Genomic DNA, 19,213 nt, shown 5'->3' on the forward strand with positions numbered 1-19,213 from the left:
ACCCTGGTGTTGTGCGTCCTCATATAGGACGCGCCTGCATTTCTGTAACGCGGGCGACGACGGAAAGCGTCACCGACGCCGCGCCGGCGGCCAGAAGCGCTCGCGCGCACCCCTCGGCCGTGGCGCCTGTGGTCAACACGTCATCAATCAGAACGATCCGCCGGCCGACAACCCGGTGTCGCCTCCCTTCGGGGACGGCGAAAGCGGCCGCCACGTTGCGCCGCCGGCCCGAGGCCGACTTGCCGCCCTGACTGTCGGTGTCGCGCCTTCGGATCAGGACGTCGGGCAGGTAGGCCAGGCCCGCCATCCGGGCCAGCGGCCGGGCGATCTCGGCGGCCTGGTTGTAGCGGCGGCTGAGCAGGCGGGACCGGTGGACGGGCACCGGAACCACCGCCTCGGCCTCGGCCAGCAGGTCGACGCCGGCGCGCGACAGCCAGCGGGCGAACAGGCCGGCCAGGTCCGTGCGGTCGGCGTGCTTCAGCTTCAGGATCAGCTCGCGCGAGTGCTCGTCATAGACGCAGGCGGCGCGGCAGCGCTGGAACGCCTTGGGCCTGGCCTGGCAGGCGGGGCAGCGCTCCAGCGCCGCCTCCGCATAGGCCATGGCCAGGCCGCAGCCGTCGCAGACCGGATCGTCCAGAAAGGTGAGTTTCGAAAAGGCGCTGGCGGTCAGCCCGCCGCTGAGCGCCGCCTCGCCGTCCAGGCTGGACGGCGGCAGCAGCAGGTCGAGCACCGAGCGCCCGAGTCCGAACATGAGAGGTCCGGCTTTCCAGAACGGTTCGGAGTCGCCATGTTCCGCGCGCAATGACCGCCTCCCCCCTGCTCTTCGACCGCGCCCTGCATCGCGTCCGCCTCGACCGCGCCGCGCCGGGCTACGCCTCCGCCGACTTTCTCAAGGCCCGCGTGGCCCAGGACGTGGTCATGCGACTGGAGACGATCCTGCGACGCTTTCCGGTCGCCGTCGACCTCGGCGCGAGAAACGGCCATTTTTTCAAGGCCTTGAGCGACAGCGACGCCCGCGCCAACATCGATACGCTGATCGAGACCGACCTCTCGACGCGGATGCTGGACGGTCGCCAGACCCTTCGCGTCGCCGCCGACGAGGAGCGCCTGCCGTTCGGCGACGCGACGCTCGACCTGGTGGTCTCGACCCTGTCGCTGCACTGGACCAATGATCTGGTCGGCGCGCTGATCCAGATCCGCCGCGCCCTGCGCCCCGACGGCCTGTTCCTGGGCGCGATGTTCGGCGGCGCCACCCTGACCGAGCTGCGCCAGTGCCTGCTGGCCGCCGAGGCCGAGATATCGGACGGCGCGTCGATGCGGGTCTCGCCGTTCGCCGACGCCATCGACGCGGCGGGCCTGTTGCAGCGCGCCGGCTTCGCCTTGCCGGTCGCCGACGTCGATCGCGTGAAGGTCCGCTACCCCCACCCGATCAAGCTGCTGGGCGACCTGCGGGCCATGGGCGAGACCAGCGTGCTGCTGGACCGCTCGCGCAAGCCGCTGGGCCGCAAGGTGCTGTTGCGGGCGATGGAGCTCTATGTCGAGAGGTTCGCGGAGGCCGACGGCCGCGTGCCGGCGACGTTCGAGATCGTCTCGGTGACGGGGTGGGCGCCGCACGACAGCCAGCAGAAGCCGCTGCGGCCGGGCTCGGCCAAGATGCGCCTGGCCGACGCCCTGGGGGTCCAGGAGCAGCCGACCGGCGAGAAGCCCAGGCCCTGATCAGGCGCCGAGGGCGGCCTTGGCCTTGTCGAAGGCCCCGTTGAGAGCCCCGCTCAGACCCGTCAGCACGCCGACGAGGGCCAGGGCCAGCAGTCCGACCAGCAGGGCGTATTCGATCGCGGTCGCGCCGGACTCGTCGGTCCAGAAACGCTTCAGAGCACGTCGCGCAGCCAGGCCACCAGAGGCTCGTCCGCGGGCGGCATCGGATAGTCCGCAAGCTTGTCCGGTTTCACCCATGCCAGGCCCTCATGCTCCTTGCGCGTCACCTGGCCTTCCCAGCGGCGCAGCAAATAAAGTGGCATCAGCAGGTGAAAAGATTCGTAACCGTGGGACGCGAACACGAACGGCGCGAGGCAGGCCTGGGCGACCTTGATGCCCAGCTCCTCGTCGAGCTCGCGGATCAGGCATTCCTCGGGCGTCTCGCCCGGCTCGACCTTGCCGCCCGGGAACTCCCACAGGCCGGCCAGCTGCTTGCCCTGGGGCCGCTGACAGATCAGCACCCGCCCGTCGACATCGATCAGGGCGGCGGCGGCGACAAGGACGATCGGCTTGGTCATGAGCCGGGTTTGGCGCGGCGTTCCGACGCTGGCAAGGGCCCCGAGCCTCGGTGGTGACGCAGTTTCGGCCGACCGGTTAGTAACGGCCCATTCGCAACAGGCTAGGTCCGTTTGATTGGTCGGAACTTAGGCCCCTGAGGCAAGGCTTCCAATTCACCTTGCTCGAACGTTTGGGTCACCGGCCCCTCAGGCGTCATCCAAGTACAAGTCACATCGGTCCCGCGAATCTCGACCACCTGCATGGTCGGCATCTTCCGACGCACCTTGGCCCCAAGCTTGAACATAAATTCTCCAGGACACCTTTTATGAGCAAGAAACCAATACACAACCTGAACGATTTAGAAATCGTTGAACCTGCACCGGAACTGTCCGCCAGCGATCCCCCATTGATGTTGGGCGAATTCGTTCACCTCGGACTCGACGATCGCCCCCAGAAGCTGATGGTCGTGGACACGTTCGACGAGCTAGCCTCTCCCGCCATGAGTAAAGACCCCAACACCGGCCTGTGGAGGGCGCTTCCTGAGATCATGACCCCAATGGTGGTCGTGGCTTGGACAACCCAGGGCAAAATTCACGAGATGAAACTTCCACGTATCTGCGTTCACCGGCACCATTGAACGCGGTGAAAGGCTCACCGGCCTTTGCCAAGCTTTCGATACTCGCCCAGGCACATGTTGCAGATCGAATGGCGATCCGGCTCCAGCCTCTCGGCGGCGGCCGTGGCGTCATCCAGGCGGTAGAAGGGCAACCATTCGCCGTTGTCAGTGCCGCCAGTCCCCTTCTTTCCCGCACCGTCGCGGCAATTGGAACAGCCAGCAGCGTGGGTCTTAGTCGATCGGTGGCGGAAGCTTCGGTACACCCAGTGGGTCGGTGCCAGTTCAACATCCTCGGCCTCCACGACAATGGCCGATGCCTCCTCCGCCGCGCTGGCGGCCTCGTTGGCCAGTCGCTTTCGTTCAGCAATGAAGGCGTCCGTCAGGGCCAACAGGTCTCTGATCTCGAAGAGGTGCTTAGTTATCCCAGCGGCGATGCCGGCCGGCATGACCTTGGCCCAGGCCCTGGGCTTGCCGTCTCTGTCAAACTTCTCCGACGGCGCCTTCGGGCGGGGCACCCAGCAGAGATTATGGTAGACGATCCAGAGGGCTAGGTGTCGCTCGTGGTTCAGCAGGCGCTTAGAAAAGGCGTTGGTCTTCCGGCCGTAGCGCCGCACGCCCATGCGGACATTCAAATTTTGCCGCTCGATATAGCTTGTATGGATGTCGCGCTGGTCGACTTGACCCCTTCCAACGATCCTAGTCGCCCCCTCGTAGCGCGCGCCCGTGACCTTGTTCCCTTCGCCATCCACCTTGGAATACTGCTTGGCCAGAATTCCAAAGTTGAGATCGCTCCCGAACCCTCTTTCCATCGCCTCGGGATATGCGCGTAGGCCGTCGGTGATGATGGTGGGGCGGACAGCGAACCCGCCACCCGGATTTCGCTTGAGCTTGGATGCGACACGCCGAACGAAGACCGTGGCGTCTTCGAGCGTCTGGTCGCCCAGATGGTACGCGAAGATCAACTTCGTCTCAGAACACATCGCCAGATAGGTCCATACCCGGCCGGCGCCGGGGGTGGGCGCCTTCATGGTCTTGGCGTTCTGCTCTCGGGCGCCGACGAAGGCGTAGAGTTCGTCCGCCTGGATTTTGGCGATCGCGAGGTCCTTCATCGACCTGAGATGGGCGATCGCCATGTCGCCGGCTTCTTCAAACAGCTTGGCGACCGTGTTCTGACTGACACCGAAAATGCGTTCGCATGAACGCTGCGACACGCCCTCACAAAGGGCGTGGAGGATGTAGGCGCGGAGCCGCGCGTCTAGTCTATTCACGCGACGCCGTGTCTGGCCGCAAACGGTCAGTCCTGAGCGCGATCTTGTAGGCCATGTAGCTCTCCTGGGCATTCCTGAGGATCAGGCGCGGCGTCAGAAGCAGCCGGAATTCATCGCGTCAACGAAAGAGCGTCAGCGAGAGAGATATTTTTTCGGCGTATAGTTGACTTAACCTGACGAATACTAAGTTCCGCCATAGTTATGAAGGTAGGCGATCTTCACCTTAATGCGCCTTAACGCCATAATGCGGCAGCAGGTGCTTGCCTCGACCTCGGTTAGGCGTCGTAGAGGTCGCGCGGATGGACGCCGAGGACCCCGGCAAGCCTGCCCAGGACAGCGACCGTCGGATTGCCCTGCCCACGCTCGATGCGCCCCAGGTGCCGCATCGCGATGTCGGCGTCATGGGCGAGCACCTCTTGGCTCAAACCGCGTTCAAGGCGCAGTCGCTTGATGTTCGCGGCGACGATCCGCTCCCAGTCCATCTGGGTAGATGTTAGCGAGCCGGTAAGGTCGGCCAGGACATTAATGTCCTAAATTCCTGGTGGAGACCGATGATGTTGACCAACGCGAGACACGCAGGAAACGGCGGCTATTCGGAGACCCAGGGGCGCAGCGTCGGCTTCCTGCTGATGCTGGGCATTATCGTCCTGCCCTACGTCTTCGCCTGGGTTCTACTGAACAAGGGCTACTCGACCAGGGCCAGGATCATCGGCTTCGCCTGGATGCTGATCCCGCTCGCCATCGTGTTCTCTCAGCCTAAGGCCGAGACTGGTGCCGCCGCCGTGACCTCAACAACGCCGGCGATCGCGCCCCCGCCTGAGAAGTCAGCGAACGCCCCACCTGAGCCACCCTGGCTGCCGGGAGGGTTCATTGAAGTCAACGAACGCTTCACGGTGGTCAAAAGCAACGTCACCATGGGCATCAAGTTCATCCATCACAGCGACTACTCGTGCCCCAGCGGCGCCACGTGCATGGCCCTCTGGGTCGTACCACGCGAGGACTGTAGCAATCTTTACGTGGGGGCTGCGGCCCTGGACGAAGGGGGCAACAACGTCGGGTACACGAACGTCGCGACGGCGTCGGTCGGCAAGGGCCAGAAGGCTAAGATGATCCTTGAGTACTATGAGCGGGCGTTCCGGCTCGAACTGAAGGAGCTGAAATGCTATTAGGCGATATGCCTTTCAGGCAGGCCCTTCGCTGTCGAGGCGTGGGTTAATTGCCGCGCTCAAAACATGGGCTCGGATTTCACGGCCAGAGCCGCCTTGACCGCGTAACTTTTCTCCGACACAAATGTGGTTGGAAAAAGTTACGCGAGGAATCATGGCCGCCATCGTGCATTCGGACCCGCGCACTTGTGATCGCCGGCTCCGCCAGTATTTCAATTCTACGCGCGATCAATGGATCGATGTCGTAAAGGCGGCTGTCGCTGCTCGCGCCGGATGCACGGACAACGATGCGAAAGCCGCGCCGGGCTTCTACGCGTGGAACGCCGCGACGGTCCGCACCCGGCAGATTTTCTTGCGTGAAGGGTGGGAGCGGGGAAATCACAATGGGATCGAGACCGTCTTCAATGAAGAACTGAAGAAGGTGATCGCGGTGATGAACACTGATCTGGGCACCTGCGATCAGCTTCGCTCGCCGCGCAACCGCACGCTCAAGGGCGCGGCGTCCGAAAAGGTGATCGATTTAAACAACCAGGGCGAATTGTTCCGGCGAGAGGAAGTGTCCCCTGCGAAGGAGCCGCCATACTCGCTATGGTACTTGTGCATCTTCGATGATGGCCAAAAGGTCCGAGCGGAGCTATCTCGGCCCAGCGAATTCCAAGGCGGCTACGTGGTGAAGTACAGCGAACGCATTTTCATTCTCCAAGATGGCGAATGGGAAAAGCTCACCGTCGAAACCACTAATCCGGATATCGGCACCGACCAGGAATTCGAGATCAATGTTCGTCGTAAGTAGTGCGAAATGTTTACTCCATCGAGACTCACTCTAGCGAGAGAGCGGCGCCGATTCACAAAGAAGGCCCTGGCGGAAGCTATAGGCGTAACACCTCACACTATTCTTCGTTACGAAAGTGGCGACATAACACCTGCCGAAGAAGCGCTAGGACAGATTTCCAGGATACTTGGCTTCCCGGCTGAATTCTTCTGTGAACCGGACGCCGACCCGTTGAGAGATGAAGCTGCAAGCTTCCGCAGCATGAGTACGATGTCTGCGAAGGAGCGTGACGCCGCGCTTGCTGCGGGAACCATCGGCTACCTGTTCTCTGATTGGGTCGAGCATCGCTTTGATCTGCCTGACGCCGATCTGATCGATCTGGATGGCGACGGCCCGGAGGTTGCGGCTCGCTCTCTTCGAGAGAAGTGGGGCTTGGGTGAGCGCCCGATCAAGAACATGGTGCATCTACTGGAGGCGAAAGGAATTCGCCTATTTTCAATGGTGGAGAACACCATGGCTGTAGATGCGTTTTCTGTATGGCGCGATAGCCGGCCTTACGTATTTCTCAATACCATGAAATCTGCCGAACGTAGCCGCTTTGATGCTGCCCATGAACTTGGGCACCTAGTGTTACATAAGCACGGAGGACCAAAAGGTCGGCGCGCAGAAGAAGAGGCCGATCTTTTCGCTTCATCATTTTTGATGCCAGCAGCAGATGTCCACGCCACCTTGCCGAGAGCACATACAATAAATCAGATTATCGAAGCAAAAAAGCGCTGGGGCGTATCTGTAATGGCGCTCATCGTTCGCCTCAGTAAATTGAATATAATTTCAGAGTGGCAATACAGAACCTTTGCCATCCAGGCTACCGAGCGAGGCTATCGAAAAGCAGAACCCTTCGGGCTGGCTAGAGAACACTCGGTCGTTTGGCAGAAGGTGTTAACCGCCCTCTGGAATGAGCGCATGACCAAGGATGATATTGCTAAAAGCATCTACGTCCCAGCAGAGGAAATTGAAAATCTACTCTTTGGCCTCACTGGTGCGCGACCTGAAGATGGCTCTTTGGACTCCTCCATCCGTCCACCATTGAGACTCGTCTCTGGCTAAGCCTTGGCAATAGGCTAAGCTCGCAGGCCAAGCCCAACACCTATCGTTCGACGATTTTTCGAGCGAGAGCAGCCAAGTCAGCCTCACTGGGGCGTGGCAATTTGTCATGAACCTCAGCGACCGTCGTGGCCGCTTCCGAAGTCATCGCCGCATCAGACTCTCCCACGAAGAGCCGCGCGGCGCGTAACGTCGCGGTGATCTCCTCGTGGTCGGTCTGCTTTCGGCGCGGCATCTTGGTCTCCGGTCCGCGCGTTGCGGACCGGACAACCATAACACATCTCATGCCACGTCTCCGGCCAGCATGGCACGACCGATGCGGCGACGGAGGAGCGCCGACAACGCCCCCTCTCGGGTTATGGACGTCACACACCGACTGCCGTCGATTGACCCGACATATCGGGTCATCCCGTCCTCGACTTCATAGCTGATCGAAAGCTGCTGGCCGCCGTGACGCAGGTGGATGGTCTCGGTACGAAGAAACATGGGCGATCTCCTCTGTTCGCCCATGCACCCCGCCGCTCAGCGGACTTTTCCCTCAACGCCCAATTCAAACTGCGTCACCACCCGAGCCTCGCCTTCCTTGACTTTTGCACTGCAACAAGCGATATCCGCTTCGCGCCCCCTTGGCGCTATCGGTGCTCCAGCCGCGTGACGGTCCGTTTCCGGACCAGCCTGTCGAGCGCCCTGAAGAGATTCTCATTAGATCGCCCGTGCACGCGGGGCGCTCCTCCGACGACCAGCCGAGGGGCCAGCCGTGCGAGGACGCATGGGCTGTCTTTCGGCGCACGAAAGACAAAACACACGTGACTCAATTTTCCGACCTTGGCCTGGCCAAGCCGCTGCTGAAGGCCCTTGCCGAGAAGGGCTACAAGGAGCCGACGCCGATCCAGGCCCAGGCCATCCCGGTCGTGCTGCAAGGCAAGGACCTGCTGGGCATCGCCCAGACCGGCACCGGCAAGACCGCCGCCTTCGCCCTGCCGATCCTGCAGCGCCTGGCCGAGAACCGCATGCCGGCCCCGCGCCGCGGCTTCCGTTGCCTGGTGCTGTCGCCGACCCGCGAACTGGCCACTCAGATCGCCGAGAACTTCAAGGCCTACGCCGTCCACATGGGCCTTTCGGTCCACACCATCTACGGCGGCGTGAAGTACGGCCCGCAGATGAAGGCCCTGGCCGGCGGCATCGACGTGCTGGTCGCCACCCCCGGCCGCCTGATGGACCACATGGCCGAGAAGTCGGCCAGCGTCTCGGGCGTCGAGATCTTCGTCCTCGACGAGGCCGACCAGATGCTGGACCTGGGCTTCGTGGTGCCGATCCGCAAGATCGCCGCCCAGATGTCCAAGAACCGCCAGAACCTGTTCTTCTCGGCCACCATGCCGACCGAGATCGGCAAGCTGGCCGCCGAACTGCTGAAGGATCCGGTGCAGGTCTCGGTGGCGCCGCAAGCGACCACCGTCGAGCGCATCGACCAGCGCGTCCTGTTCATCGAAGCGCAACGCAAGCGTCCCCTGCTGGCCGAGATCCTGTCCGAACCGGGCGTTGATCGCACCATCGTCTTCACCCGCACCAAGCGCGGCGCCGACCGGGTGGCCAAGTATCTGAACGCGGCGGGCATCGAGGCCGCCTCGATCCACGGCGACAAGACCCAGGGCCAGCGCGAGCGCGCCCTGGCCGCCTTCAAGGCCGGCGAGATGCGGGCCATGGTCGCCACCGACATCGCCGCGCGCGGCATCGACGTCAACGACGTCAGCCACGTGATCAACTACGAGCTGCCCAACGTGCCGGAGGCCTATGTCCACCGGATCGGCCGCACCGCCCGCAAGGGCAAGGACGGCATCGCCATCAGCTTCTGCGCCGATGACGAACGCAACCTGCTGAAGGACATCCAGAAGGCCACCCGCCAGACGATCCCGTCCTTCGACCGCCGCAACGACAAGCAGCTGGCCGCCGCCGCGGCCGTCGCCGACAAGCTGGCTCCGGCCGAGAAGTACGTCGATCCGCGCAAGGCCGATCCGCGCAACGACGTGCCGTCGGAACTGCGTCGTCAGCGTCCCCGGGGTCGCAATGGCTCCAATGGCGGCGGCGGTGGACGCTCCGCCGGCGGACAATCGGCCCAGGGCAAGGGCCCGCAGCGCCAGGGTCAAGGCCGGGGTCCGGGCCAAGGTCAGAAGGCCGGGGCTCCCCGGAACGAGTTCCGCGGCCCCAAGCCCGCGGCCGCTCCGCCCGAAAAACGCTGGTCCCCGATCGACTAATCCTCATTTCGAACAATCCGTTGCGCCCGGAGAACCATTCGCGTTTTCCGGGCGTTTTCGTGCGTGCGTTCACCAAAGCCCCGCTTGAATCCGGACGGGCTATGGGTTCACCTTGTTCAGGGCCGGTCGTCTGATCGGATGGGGGACCGCAAATGGGCGAGGGCAGGCCACGCGCCGCGCCTGTGCTGACTAGAATCGCGGGCGGCGAGATGGCCGAGCGCGTGCGTGCGTTCGACTGGTCCCAGACGCCCGTCGGCCCCCGCGACGCCTGGTCGCCCAGCCTGCATCTGGCCGTGGACATGATCCTGGCCACCAACTTCCCGATGGCCCTGCGCTGGGGTCCAGAGCTGGTCCTGATCTACAACGACGCCTACGCGCCCGCCCTGCACGAGCGGCACCCCGAGGCGCTTGGCGCGCGGCTGGACCAGACCTCGCCCGACTTCCAGGCCTCGATCCGCGCCTTCCACGAGGACATCCTGAACGGAACCAGCGGCGGCTTCGCGTTCGAGAAGCTGCCCCTGAAGGTGACGCGCCACGGAACCCAGGAGATCGGCTACTTCACCATCAGCTACAGCCCCGTGCCAGACGCCAGCGCGCCGAACGGCATCGGCGGGGTGCTGGTCACCGCGGTCGAGGTCTCGCAGTCGGTGGCCGACCAGAAGACCCTGAAGACCACTCAGGAGCGCTACGAGATGGCGCGAGACGCGTCCGGGGTGGTCGGAGCCTGGGAGTGGGACATCAAGGCCAACAAGGTCTATGCCGACGCCCGCTACGCCGAGCTGCATAACGTCTCGCCCGAATTCGCCGCGGCCGGCCTGCCGGTGCAGAGCTATACGCCCGCCGTTCATCCCGACGACCGCGAACGCGTCCGCGACAGCGCCTTGAAAGCGACCCGGGAGGGCGGCGACTTCTCGCACGAGTATCGCCTGGTGCAGGCCGATGGCTCGATCCGCTGGGTCTATACGCGCGGCCGGGCCTATCTGGACGAGGATGGGCAGCCGGCCCGCAACACCGGCGTTGTCGTCGACATCACCGAACGCAAGCAGGTCGAGGCCGAACTGGCGGCCGCGCGCATCGACCTCGACCTCGCCGCCCAGGCCGCGGGCATGGGTCGCTGGGACCATAAGCCCCATATCGGCCAGCGCTTCTGGGACGCCCGCGCCCGCTCGATCTTCGGCCTGTCGCCCGACGAGAAGCCCACGCAGGAGACCTTCGAGCGCCTGCTGCATCCGGACGATCTGTCCCGGGTCCGCGCGGCCGTGGCCGCCGCCACGGATCCCTCCGGCGACGGCGCGATCAATCTCGAATATCGCATCCGCCGCGGCGGCGACGGCGCCCTGCGCTGGGTCGAGGTCTTCGGCCGGGCCTTCTTCGACGGCGGCCAGTGCGTGCGCTTCGTCGGCGTCGCGTCGGACGTCACCGAGCGCCGGGAAGCGGTCGACCGCCTGCTGCGTCAGGAACAGACCCTGCGCCTGGCCATGGACGCCGCCGATGTCGGCACCTGGGACCTGGACCTGGACACCCGCGTGCTGACCTGGTCCGACCGCTGCTGCCAGATGTTCGGCCTCCCGTCCGGCGAACCCGTGGATGTCGAGACCGCCTACGGGCTGATCCATCCGGCCGACGTGGAGCGGGTGCGCGACGCGGCTAGGCGGGCCACGGATCCAACCCTACGCGCCGACTATGCCGTCGAGTATCGCGTCATCGGTCGCGACGACCATGTGGAGCGGTGGCTGGGCACGAAGGGCAAGGTGTTCTTCGGCGACGACGGCAAGCCGCACCGCGTCGTCGGAGCTCTGGTCAACATCACCGAGCGCAAGCGCGCCGAGCTGCACCTGCGCCTGCTGGTCAACGAGCTGAACCACCGGGTGAAGAACAGCCTGGCCACCATCCAGGCCATCGCCGCCCAGAGCTTCAACGGCGCCCGCGCTCTGGACCAGGCGCAGGAGGCCTTCTCCAACCGCATCGTCGCCCTGGCCGAGGCCCACGACCTCCTGACCCGAGAGAACTGGGAGGGGGCCGAGCTGCACGACGTCATCAGCCGCGTGGCGGCGCTGCATGGCGGCCCCGGCCGGTTCGACCTCAGCGGGCCATCGATCCGCCTCTCGCCCAAGAGCGCCCTGTCGCTGTCGATGGCCCTGCATGAGCTGGCCACCAACGCCATCAAGTACGGGGCGCTGTCGACGCCGGAGGGCCGGGTTCGCGTCTCCTGGGCGCTGGCTCCCGATCCCGGCGCGGCGCGGCTGGACCTGACCTGGACCGAAAGCGGCGGCCCGCCCGTCGCGCCGCCCACCCAGCGCGGCTTCGGCTCGCGCCTGATCGAGCGCGGCCTGGCGGCGGAGCTGTCAGGCTCGGCGGCGATCGACTTCCAGCCGGACGGGGTGGTGTGCCGGATCCGGGCCCTGCTGGAGGCTTAGCTCGCCACGCGCAGCGCCGCCGCGATCTGCTCGTCGGTCCTTCGCAACGCCATCATCACCGCCCCCGCGACGATCAGCGGCGGCAGCGCCCAGACCAGCCAGCCCGCCACCGCCAGCGCCGTCGCCACACCGATCAGGGTGGCGACGAACAATTCGGCCAGGGTCGCCAGCAGCGAGGCGCCGCGCCGGCGCCGAAAGTCGGCGCGCTTGCCGGGCTTCTGATACCAGACTCCGATCAGGCCCGTGCTCCAGGCCGACAGCCCCGCGCCGATCGCGGTCCACAGCCCGGCCAGCGGCGCGTACCAGGCCAGGACCGCGATCGGCGCGGCCAGCAGCACGGCCACCGGCAGCAGGGCGGCGGTCAGCTTGGCCTGGCGCAGAACGCCCATCGGGGCGGGCGCTATGGCCAGCAGGTCCGGCGTGTCCTCGGCCGAGACGGTGATCCAGACGAGACTCCCGGCCACCTGTCCGGCCAGGAAGGTCACGGCGGCGGCCGGTCCGGCCAGCGCCCAGACCGGCATGTGCGCGGCGCCGCGGGCCAGCACCAGGGCCAGCGGCAGCATGTACAGAACCCGCAGCAGCACCTGCGACAGCAGCGCCGCGTCGCGACTGATCAGGCGCAGCTCCTTGCGCACCGTGGCCTGGAAGGGTCCGGCGGCGAAGGCGCGCGTCGGGCCCTTGGCGCCCTTGCGGGTCTCGGCGCCCTGGGTGGCGGCGGCCGCGTCGGCGAAACGGCGGCCCAGGGTCTGGGCGGCGAACAGGAAGATCCCCGCGCCCAGCGCCACCAGGATCAGCAGCGGGATCGGCTCGCCCAGGGCCGCGCGTAGCGGCAGGTCGGCGAGCGGCGGCGGCTGGATGCGCCCTTCGCGGGCGTCCGTGGCGATGCGGGCGAACAGGCTCTCGCTGGCCTTCTGGCCCATCAGGTTGCGGTACTGGCTGGCCAGGAAGAACGCGGCGCCGATCAGGGCCGCCATCACCTGGGCCACGGTGCGCGTGCGGCGCGGACCGATCACGGCGAACAGCGCCATGGCCAGCAGCAGGCCGACGCCCGAGGCGGCCAGGGCGGCGGCGGCCAGCACCACGAACACGCCCAGCCAGGCCGGATGTCCCAGCACGATCGACGGCGTCAGCAGCAGCACCGCCGGGACCATGAACCAGAGCCCGGCATTGACCGCCAGCCCCAGGGCCCGGACGAACAGCACCTTGCGCGGCGCCAGCGGCGAGGAGAACAGCAGGTCGAGATCGCCGCGCTCATAGAGGGCGTCCGCCGAGGCCGCCAGGGTGCTGGACAGCATCAGGGTCAGGATCACCGCCAGCGCCAGATCGACGATGACCACCGCCAGCGGGACCACCGGAACCTGCTGGCCGCGCAGGGCCAGGCCCATGGCCACGCCGCCGAACACGATCAGGCCGCCCAGGATCACGAAGGCGATCAACGCCCCGGGTCCCCGCCCCTTGCGCCCCGCCAGAAAGCCGCGCCAGGCCAGGCGCAGCTCGTGGGCCAGCAGCCACGCCGTGCTGGCCGGCTTGAACGGCAGGCTCACGCGACGACGCCCTGAGGGACGGCCTCTGAGGTCAGCTGCAGGAACACGTCCTCCAGCGTCCGGCCGCTGGCCTCGCCGGCCTTGCCGCGCAGCTCGTCCAGCGTGCCCTCGGCCAGCAGGCGGCCGCCGGCGATGATGCCGATACGGTCGGCCATGCGTTCGGCCACTTCCAGAATGTGGGTGGTCAGGATCACCGTGGCGCCGGCGTCGACGCGGGCCCGCAGCATGTCCTTGACCAGGCGCGCGGCGGCCGCGTCCAGGCCGGTCAGCGGTTCGTCCAGGATCAGCAGCTTGGGATCGTGGATCAGCGCCCCGGCCAGGGCGACCTTCTGTTTCATGCCGCGCGAGAAGCCCTCGCACCGCCGCCGCGCCTCGCTGGTCAGGCCCAGGGTCTCCAGCAACTGCTCGGCCCTGGCCTTCGCCGCCTTGGGCTCGATGTTCCAGAGTCCGGCGACGAACTCCAGATATTCAAGCGGGCTGAGCTTGTCGTAGATCATCGCCTCATCGGGAGCCCAGGCCAGCAGGGCCTTGGCGGCGGCGGGATCCTCGCGGGCGTCGACGCCGAAGATCGCCACCGCGCCGCTGTCGGGCTGGGTCAGGCCCGCAACCATCCGCAAGGTGGTGGTCTTGCCCGCACCGTTGGGGCCCAGCAGCGCGTAGAGCTCGCCAGCGTGGACCGTCAGGTCGAGGTCGGACACCGCGGGCTTGGCGAACGTCTTGTTCAAGCCGCGAACGATCAAGGCTTCCGTCAAAACCCGCCCCCAATACTGCAGGCGGGCATGTGACGCGATCAGCGGGCGAGTGGCAAGGCGCCCTACTCCGCCGCGATCGGCGCCCGTAGGGCCTCGACGTCACGCGCCGGCGGCAGGCCGTAGAGGCGGCGGTATTCGCGGCTGAACTGCGAGGGGCTCTGGTAGCCGACGGAGAAGCCGGCCGCGCCGACGTCCAGGCCCTCGACCAGCATCAGGCGGCGGGCCTCATAGAGCCGCAGCTGCTTCTGGTACTGCATCGGCGTCATGTTGGTGACGGCCTTGAAGTGGTGGTGCAGCGAGCTCTCGCTCATGCCCACGTGCTCGGCCAGGAGTTCGATCCGCAGCGGCTGGTCGAAATGCTGGCGCAGCCAGGCGACGGCGCGGGTGACCCGCTGGCCCTGGCCCTCGGCCATGGCGATATGCATCAGGCGCGCGCCCTGCGGACCGCTGAGCAGGCGGTAGAGAATCTCCTGCTCGATCAGCGGCGCCATCGCCGCCACGTCCCCAGGACGGTCCAGCAGGCGCAGCAGCCGCAAGGTGGCGTCCAGCAGTTCCGGCGAGGCCGGGTTCACCGCCACGCCGCGCACGCCGCCCGGCGGAGCGGCCGAGGCCTGCTCGGGCAGGCGACCGATCAGCTCGGCCAGGCGGGCCGGGTTGATCGCCACGCCGACGCACAGGTGCGGCTCGGCCTCGCTGGCCTGGAGGATCCGCGCCGTGGCTGGCAGGTCCAGGGCCACCAGCAGGCAGTCGCCGACGCCGTAGTGCAGGTCCTGGTCGCCGACGGTCAGGCACTTGCGGCCGCCGGCCACCAGCCAGAACGACGGCCGCTGGTCGACGTGCAACCGGCCGCTGGGCGAGCAGCGACGCGTCAGATAGAGGCCGTCGATCGCCGATTCCGGATGGTCGTCCTTGGCGTAACGGGCGACCAGGCTGGCGATCTCGGCATAGACGCCAGCGCTGTCGGGGGCGTTGTCGGACACGCTCAAGGGCTTGGTTTCCTGGGTTTTCGCAACACTGAACCTCTACGCCCGCGCGGGTGAGGCGAAAACCGTCCTCACGGCGTTTTGCAGGATCGTGCATGAGCTTTGCAGGATCGGCATAACGCCGCCGCCCCGGCGCGTGGCAAACCTCTGGCCGTTCGATCCTCCCCGATCGGTCCCCAAACTCAAGGACACTTCCCAATGGCCACCGCTAAAGGCTATGCGGCGCCCGCCGCCGGCGCGCCCCTGGCGCCGTTCAGCTTCGAACGTCGCGAGCCCAATGCCGACGACGTCGTCATCTCGATCAAGTACTGCGGCGTCTGCCACTCCGACATCCACATGGTCGACAACGGCTGGGGCCAGAGCGTCTATCCGATCGTGCCCGGCCACGAGGTCGCCGGCGTGGTCACCGCCGTCGGCGCCAACGTCACGCGCTTCAAGGAAGGCGACCATGTCGGCGTCGGCTGCTTCGTCGACAGCTGCGTGACCTGCAAGGCCGCCCGCGACCTGGACCGCGAGCAGTATCAGCCAGGCCTCGTCCTGACCTACAGCGGCTTCGAGCCGGGTTCGGACACGCCGACCTATGGCGGCTATTCCGACCACATGGTGGTCAAGGAAGACTACGTGCTGTCGATCCCCGAGAACCTGCCGCTGGACGCCGCCGCGCCGCTGCTGTGCGCCGGCATTACGCTCTACTCGCCGCTACGCCACTGGAACGCCGGTCCCGGCAAGAAGGTCGCCATCCTGGGCATGGGGGGCCTTGGCCACATGGGCGTCAAGCTGGCCCACGCCATGGGCGCCGAGGTCACGGTGCTGAGCCAGACCCTGTCCAAGCAGGCCGACGGCCTGAGGATGGGCGCGTCGCGCTATCACGCGACCAACGATCCCAAGACCTTCGAGACCCTGGCCGGGACGTTCGACCTGCTGATCTGCACGGTCTCGGCCGGCATCGACTGGGGGGCGTACCTGAACCTCTTGAAGGTCGACGGCGCCATGGTGCTGGTCGGCGCGCCGGAAGAGCCCGTGCCGCTGAACGCCTTCGCCCTGATCCCCGGCCGCCGCACCCTGGCCGGCTCGATGATCGGCTCGATCAAGGAGACCCAGGAGATGCTCGACTTTTGCGGTGAAAAGAACATCGTCGCCGACATCGAGGTCATCGCCATCGACCAGATCAACGAAGCCTACAAGCGCATGGCCAGGAGCGACGTGCGCTACCGCTTCGTGATCGACATGAGCACGCTGTAGCCGAAGGTCCCCTTCTCCCGCCAAGGGAGAAGGGGAATTCCTAGAACCGCGTCTTGCAGCCCTGCCTCAGGTGCACGCCGCGCAGGAAGCCGCGCCGGGCCAGACCCGCGTCGACCACCGCGTTCATGTGGCGGTCGGCCGGAGCCGCGCCGGTCATTTCGCGAACCAGGCCGCGAAACGGGATGATGCTGTTGATGATCGTCTTGCCGCCGGCCTCGGCCAGCTTGCCGGCGCGGTTCTCGGTATATTCGTTGCCGATCGTGTAGTCGGGACCCAGCACGGCGTTCAGCTGAGTGATCTCGCCGGCGATCGCCTTGCAGGTCTTCAGGCCCTGCAGGCTGTAGGGATTGTCGAACGCCTTCTCCAGGATCGGCGGGATATCGCGCTTGGAGATGCCGACGTCGCGCGCCGGCTGCGACCCGATATCCACGGCCTTCTTCTTGGCCTCGCCCCAACGGCCGCCCGGCTCGTCCGGCGTCGTCGGCGGCTTCATCTGGGCGTGGGCCGTCGGCGAGATCGCCAGGACGGCCACCGCTCCGATCATGACAAACAGTTTCCGAGACATGGCAACGCCCTCCAACCACACATGAACACCGATCAGGAACGGCAAGCTTGGCCGACGGTTCCCCTGGACGACAAGGCGTCCAAACTAGTTCGGCGGCGTCGCCGCTTCCAGGTCGAACGCGGCGTCGAAGGCGTCGTCGTTGGGAACCACCCCCTCGAGCGCGCTTTCGAACAGGCCCTCCAGCGCGTCCCAGATGAAGGTCAGCTGTTCCAGCACCGCCGGGACCTTGGCCGGATCGAAGCCCGGATAGAGATCCTCGACCAGCCACAGGCCGGTCTCGACGTCGTAGCCGAAGCGGCAGCCGATCAGGCGGAACTGGGCCTTGGCCACGGTCTCGAACAGGGCCGTCAGGTCGCGGGCCTCGGCCAGATCCTCGGGATCCAGGACCAGGCAACGCGCCTGCAGCCAGCCATGGTCGGGCAGCAGGTAGTAGGCGCCGCCTCCGTCGTCATTGGCCCCGTCGTCATTGGCCTCCTCGCCGCCGGACACTTCCAGCCCGCGATCGATCGCCTCGACCACGTAGCCGGCCTCGCGGCAGGCCTTGGTCAGGTCGGCCAGCAGGGCCGCTTCCTGGTCGGGGGTGAGGTCGGTCATGGGGGAGAGCTCCTTACGCGATTGGCGTCGGGATTTAACGATAGCAGAAAAGCGCCGACCGCTTGTCATCCCGGAAGCCTCGCAGAGGCTGTCCGGGACCCAGGGGCTAGCGGCAGAGAAGCGGCCCCTGGGTCCCGGCTCTCCGCTTCGCTGCGGCCGGGATGACAAGGGTTTGGAATTTGGAACCGAGCCCCTAGCTCCGGTAATCCCCGTTGATCGCCACGTACTGCTTGGTCAGGTCGCAGGTCCAGACCGTGGACGAGCCCTTGCCGACGCCGACGTCGACGCTGACCTCGAACTCCTGGTTCTTGACGTAGGCGCTCATCTTGGCCTCGTCGTATTCGGCCGAGACCAGGCCGTCGCGGGCGGCGTAGAGGTCGCCGAACTTGACGCTGATCTTCTCGCGGGCGACCGGCTCGTCGGCGCGGCCGACAGCCATGACGATGCGGCCCCAGTTGGCGTCCTCGCCGGCGAAGGCGGTCTTGACCAGCGGGCTCTCGGCGATGGTGCGGGCGATCTTGCGGGCGCTGGCCGGGCTCTCGGCGCCGTTGACGGTGATCTTGACGAACTTGGTGGCGCCCTCGCCGTCGCGGACCAGCTGCAGGGCCAGGTCCAGCAGGACGGCCTCCAGCTTCTCGCGGAAGTCGGCCAGGCGCCTGTCGCCGGCGCGGTGGATCTTGGGCGCGCCCGACTGGCCGGTGGCGAACAGCAGCAGGGTGTCGTTGGTCGAGCGGTCGCCGTCCACCGTCACGCAGTTGAAGGTCGTGCGAGTATAGAGGCTGACCAGGGTCTGCAGCGCCGCGGGCGCGATGGCCGCGTCGGTGGCCACGAAGGCCAGCATGGTGGCCATGTCGGGCGCGATCATGCCCGAGCCCTTGGCGATGCCGGCGATCTTCACTTCCACGCCGTCGATCAGCGCCGTGGCGTAGGCGCCTTTCGGGAAGGTGTCGGTGGTCATGATCGCCCGACCCGCCTCGGCCCAGGCGTCGGCCTTCAGGCGGGCTTCGACCTCCGGCAGGCGGGCGGTAATCTTGCTGTCGTCGAGGATGACGCCGATGACGCCGGTCGAGGCCATCATCACGTCGCGCTGGCGACAGTCCAGGCGCTTGCCCACGGCCGTGGCCACGCGGCGCACGGCGTCGGCGCCGGGACGGCCGGTGAAGCTGTTGGCGCAGCCGGCGTTGACCACCAGGGCGCGGACGTCCGCGCCGCCGGTGGCGGCCAGCTGACGCTTGCACCAGTCGACGGGCGCCGAGCCGACGCCGTGGCGGGTGAACACGCCCGCCGCCGAAGTCCCCTCGGCGAAGCGCATGAGGACCAGGTCCTCGCGCTCGTGCTTGTAGAAGCCGGCGCGACCGGTGGCGATCTCGACGCCAGCGATCGGCGGGATCACCGGGAACGGCACGGCCAGGGGCGAGATCGCCAGGCCGGGCTTGCCCGCGCCTCCTGAGACGGGTTTGGCGGACGCCGGCTTGGCGGGGACCGGCGCGGTCGGGCTGGCGAGGTCCTCGCCGGCCGATTTCTGGGCGCGGCGCAGACCGGCGCGCTTCAAGGCGGAGGTCAGAGGATCGACCAGGGCGCGCTCGATCGCGGCGCCGGCGGCGGCCACCGGATTGGCCGAACCCGGCGCGGCCTCGGGGGCCTTCGCGACGGTGGTCTTGCCCGAAGTCTTGCCGGCCATCTGG

General features: G+C 66.6%; 21 protein-coding genes. 8 read left to right on the forward strand and 13 right to left on the reverse strand.

Translation table 11 applies throughout. From position 1 onward, the window contains the following. Positions 1-19: 19 nt before the first annotated feature. On the reverse strand, positions 20-802 hold the full coding sequence (locus AC07R7_RS03910; RefSeq protein ID WP_494634196.1) for a ComF family protein: 783 nt from the start codon (positions 800-802) through the stop codon (positions 20-22). Here AC07R7_RS03910 and AC07R7_RS03915 point away from each other — a divergent pair. After that, the gene (locus AC07R7_RS03915; RefSeq protein WP_494634197.1) at positions 802-1,716 is read left to right on the forward strand and encodes a methyltransferase domain-containing protein; all 915 of its coding nucleotides are present in this window, start codon (positions 802-804) and stop codon (positions 1,714-1,716) included. The genes AC07R7_RS03910 and AC07R7_RS03915 overlap by 1 nt on opposite strands. Here the strand turns inward: AC07R7_RS03915 and AC07R7_RS03920 are convergent, their stop codons facing one another. Both AC07R7_RS03920 and mutT read right to left on the reverse strand, forming a co-directional pair. Further along, positions 1,717-1,953, reverse strand: coding sequence for a Flp family type IVb pilin (locus AC07R7_RS03920; RefSeq protein ID WP_492835763.1), 237 nt, complete (start codon positions 1,951-1,953; stop codon positions 1,717-1,719). Beyond that, positions 1,869-2,273 (reverse strand): 8-oxo-dGTP diphosphatase MutT, encoded by a 405-nt coding sequence (gene mutT, locus AC07R7_RS03925; protein ID WP_492882684.1) that lies wholly within the window; start codon positions 2,271-2,273, stop codon positions 1,869-1,871. Before mutT ends, AC07R7_RS03920 begins: the two co-directional genes overlap by 85 nt. 305 nt (positions 2,274-2,578) lie before the next feature. Between mutT and AC07R7_RS03930 the strand changes: the two genes are divergently transcribed. Continuing rightward, positions 2,579-2,890 (forward strand): hypothetical protein, encoded by a 312-nt coding sequence (locus AC07R7_RS03930; RefSeq protein ID WP_494634198.1) that lies wholly within the window; start codon positions 2,579-2,581, stop codon positions 2,888-2,890. A 14-nt stretch (positions 2,891-2,904) separates the two neighbouring features. Here the strand turns inward: AC07R7_RS03930 and AC07R7_RS03935 are convergent, their stop codons facing one another. Together AC07R7_RS03935 and AC07R7_RS03940 are read right to left on the reverse strand one after the other, a co-directional pair. Beyond that, positions 2,905-4,080 (reverse strand): IS1 family transposase, encoded by a 1,176-nt coding sequence (locus tag AC07R7_RS03935; protein WP_494634199.1) that lies wholly within the window; start codon positions 4,078-4,080, stop codon positions 2,905-2,907. A gap of 332 nt (positions 4,081-4,412) precedes the next feature. Next, the gene (locus AC07R7_RS03940) at positions 4,413-4,619 is read right to left on the reverse strand and encodes a helix-turn-helix domain-containing protein (RefSeq protein WP_494634200.1); all 207 of its coding nucleotides are present in this window, start codon (positions 4,617-4,619) and stop codon (positions 4,413-4,415) included. Positions 4,620-4,691: 72 nt separating this feature from the next. Here AC07R7_RS03940 and AC07R7_RS03945 point away from each other — a divergent pair, with 72 nt between their 5' ends. From AC07R7_RS03945 to AC07R7_RS03955, 3 genes are all read left to right on the forward strand, one after another. After that, entirely contained in the window at positions 4,692-5,306 is a 615-nt protein-coding gene (locus AC07R7_RS03945) for a hypothetical protein (protein ID WP_494634201.1), read from the forward strand. Positions 5,307-5,457: 151 nt separating this feature from the next. Next, positions 5,458-6,096, forward strand: coding sequence for a hypothetical protein (locus AC07R7_RS03950; protein ID WP_494634202.1), 639 nt, complete (start codon positions 5,458-5,460; stop codon positions 6,094-6,096). A 6-nt stretch (positions 6,097-6,102) separates the two neighbouring features. After that, a complete protein-coding gene (locus AC07R7_RS03955; RefSeq protein WP_494634203.1) occupies positions 6,103-7,182 on the forward strand; it encodes a helix-turn-helix domain-containing protein in 1,080 nt (359 codons plus the stop codon). A gap of 40 nt (positions 7,183-7,222) precedes the next feature. Here the strand turns inward: AC07R7_RS03955 and AC07R7_RS03960 are convergent, their stop codons facing one another. Further along, positions 7,223-7,414 (reverse strand): hypothetical protein, encoded by a 192-nt coding sequence (locus AC07R7_RS03960; protein ID WP_494634204.1) that lies wholly within the window; start codon positions 7,412-7,414, stop codon positions 7,223-7,225. Between the two features lie 47 nt (positions 7,415-7,461). Further along, positions 7,462-7,665 carry a hypothetical protein gene (locus AC07R7_RS03965; RefSeq protein ID WP_494634205.1) on the reverse strand — a complete coding sequence of 68 codons (204 nt, stop codon included), beginning with the start codon at positions 7,663-7,665 and terminating at the stop codon, positions 7,462-7,464. Positions 7,666-7,985: 320 nt separating this feature from the next. Here AC07R7_RS03965 and AC07R7_RS03970 point away from each other — a divergent pair, with 320 nt between their 5' ends. Together AC07R7_RS03970 and AC07R7_RS03975 are read left to right on the forward strand one after the other, a co-directional pair. Continuing rightward, complete coding sequence (locus tag AC07R7_RS03970) at positions 7,986-9,431, forward strand: DEAD/DEAH box helicase (protein ID WP_492882682.1); 1,446 nt, start codon at positions 7,986-7,988, stop codon at positions 9,429-9,431. A 182-nt stretch (positions 9,432-9,613) separates the two neighbouring features. Then, a complete protein-coding gene (locus AC07R7_RS03975) occupies positions 9,614-11,848 on the forward strand; it encodes a PAS domain-containing protein (RefSeq protein ID WP_494634206.1) in 2,235 nt (744 codons plus the stop codon). Here AC07R7_RS03975 and AC07R7_RS03980 read toward each other — a convergent pair. Genes AC07R7_RS03980 through AC07R7_RS03990 form a run of 3 tightly spaced genes read right to left on the reverse strand, consistent with a single transcriptional unit; the run spans position 11,845 to position 15,124 of the window. Next, the gene (locus AC07R7_RS03980) at positions 11,845-13,392 is read right to left on the reverse strand and encodes a hypothetical protein (RefSeq protein WP_494634207.1); all 1,548 of its coding nucleotides are present in this window, start codon (positions 13,390-13,392) and stop codon (positions 11,845-11,847) included. The two genes, AC07R7_RS03975 and AC07R7_RS03980, sit on opposite strands and share 4 nt — an antisense overlap. Beyond that, a complete protein-coding gene (locus tag AC07R7_RS03985; protein WP_494634277.1) occupies positions 13,389-14,165 on the reverse strand; it encodes an ABC transporter ATP-binding protein in 777 nt (258 codons plus the stop codon). Before AC07R7_RS03985 ends, AC07R7_RS03980 begins: the two co-directional genes overlap by 4 nt. 41 nt (positions 14,166-14,206) lie before the next feature. Continuing rightward, a complete protein-coding gene (locus tag AC07R7_RS03990) occupies positions 14,207-15,124 on the reverse strand; it encodes an AraC family transcriptional regulator (RefSeq protein WP_494634278.1) in 918 nt (305 codons plus the stop codon). Between the two features lie 201 nt (positions 15,125-15,325). On the opposite strand from AC07R7_RS03990, the gene AC07R7_RS03995 reads away from it, so the two are divergent. Then, positions 15,326-16,369 carry an NAD(P)-dependent alcohol dehydrogenase gene (locus tag AC07R7_RS03995; protein ID WP_494634208.1) on the forward strand — a complete coding sequence of 348 codons (1,044 nt, stop codon included), beginning with the start codon at positions 15,326-15,328 and terminating at the stop codon, positions 16,367-16,369. 40 nt (positions 16,370-16,409) lie between these two features. Here AC07R7_RS03995 and AC07R7_RS04000 read toward each other — a convergent pair whose 3' ends face one another. The 3 genes from AC07R7_RS04000 to argJ form a co-directional block, all read right to left on the reverse strand. After that, positions 16,410-16,934: a hypothetical protein gene (locus AC07R7_RS04000; RefSeq protein ID WP_492882674.1), complete on the reverse strand. Its 525-nt coding sequence runs from the start codon at positions 16,932-16,934 to the stop codon at positions 16,410-16,412. Positions 16,935-17,018: 84 nt separating this feature from the next. Continuing rightward, positions 17,019-17,528, reverse strand: a complete 510-nt coding sequence (locus AC07R7_RS04005; RefSeq protein ID WP_494634209.1) for a hypothetical protein — start codon at positions 17,526-17,528, stop codon at positions 17,019-17,021. A gap of 193 nt (positions 17,529-17,721) precedes the next feature. Beyond that, positions 17,722-19,209 carry a bifunctional glutamate N-acetyltransferase/amino-acid acetyltransferase ArgJ gene (gene argJ, locus AC07R7_RS04010; RefSeq protein WP_494634279.1) on the reverse strand — a complete coding sequence of 496 codons (1,488 nt, stop codon included), beginning with the start codon at positions 19,207-19,209 and terminating at the stop codon, positions 17,722-17,724. Positions 19,210-19,213: the final 4 nt, after the last annotated feature.

It is taken from the genome of Caulobacter sp. GW821-FHT05F04, from assembly GCF_059419665.1.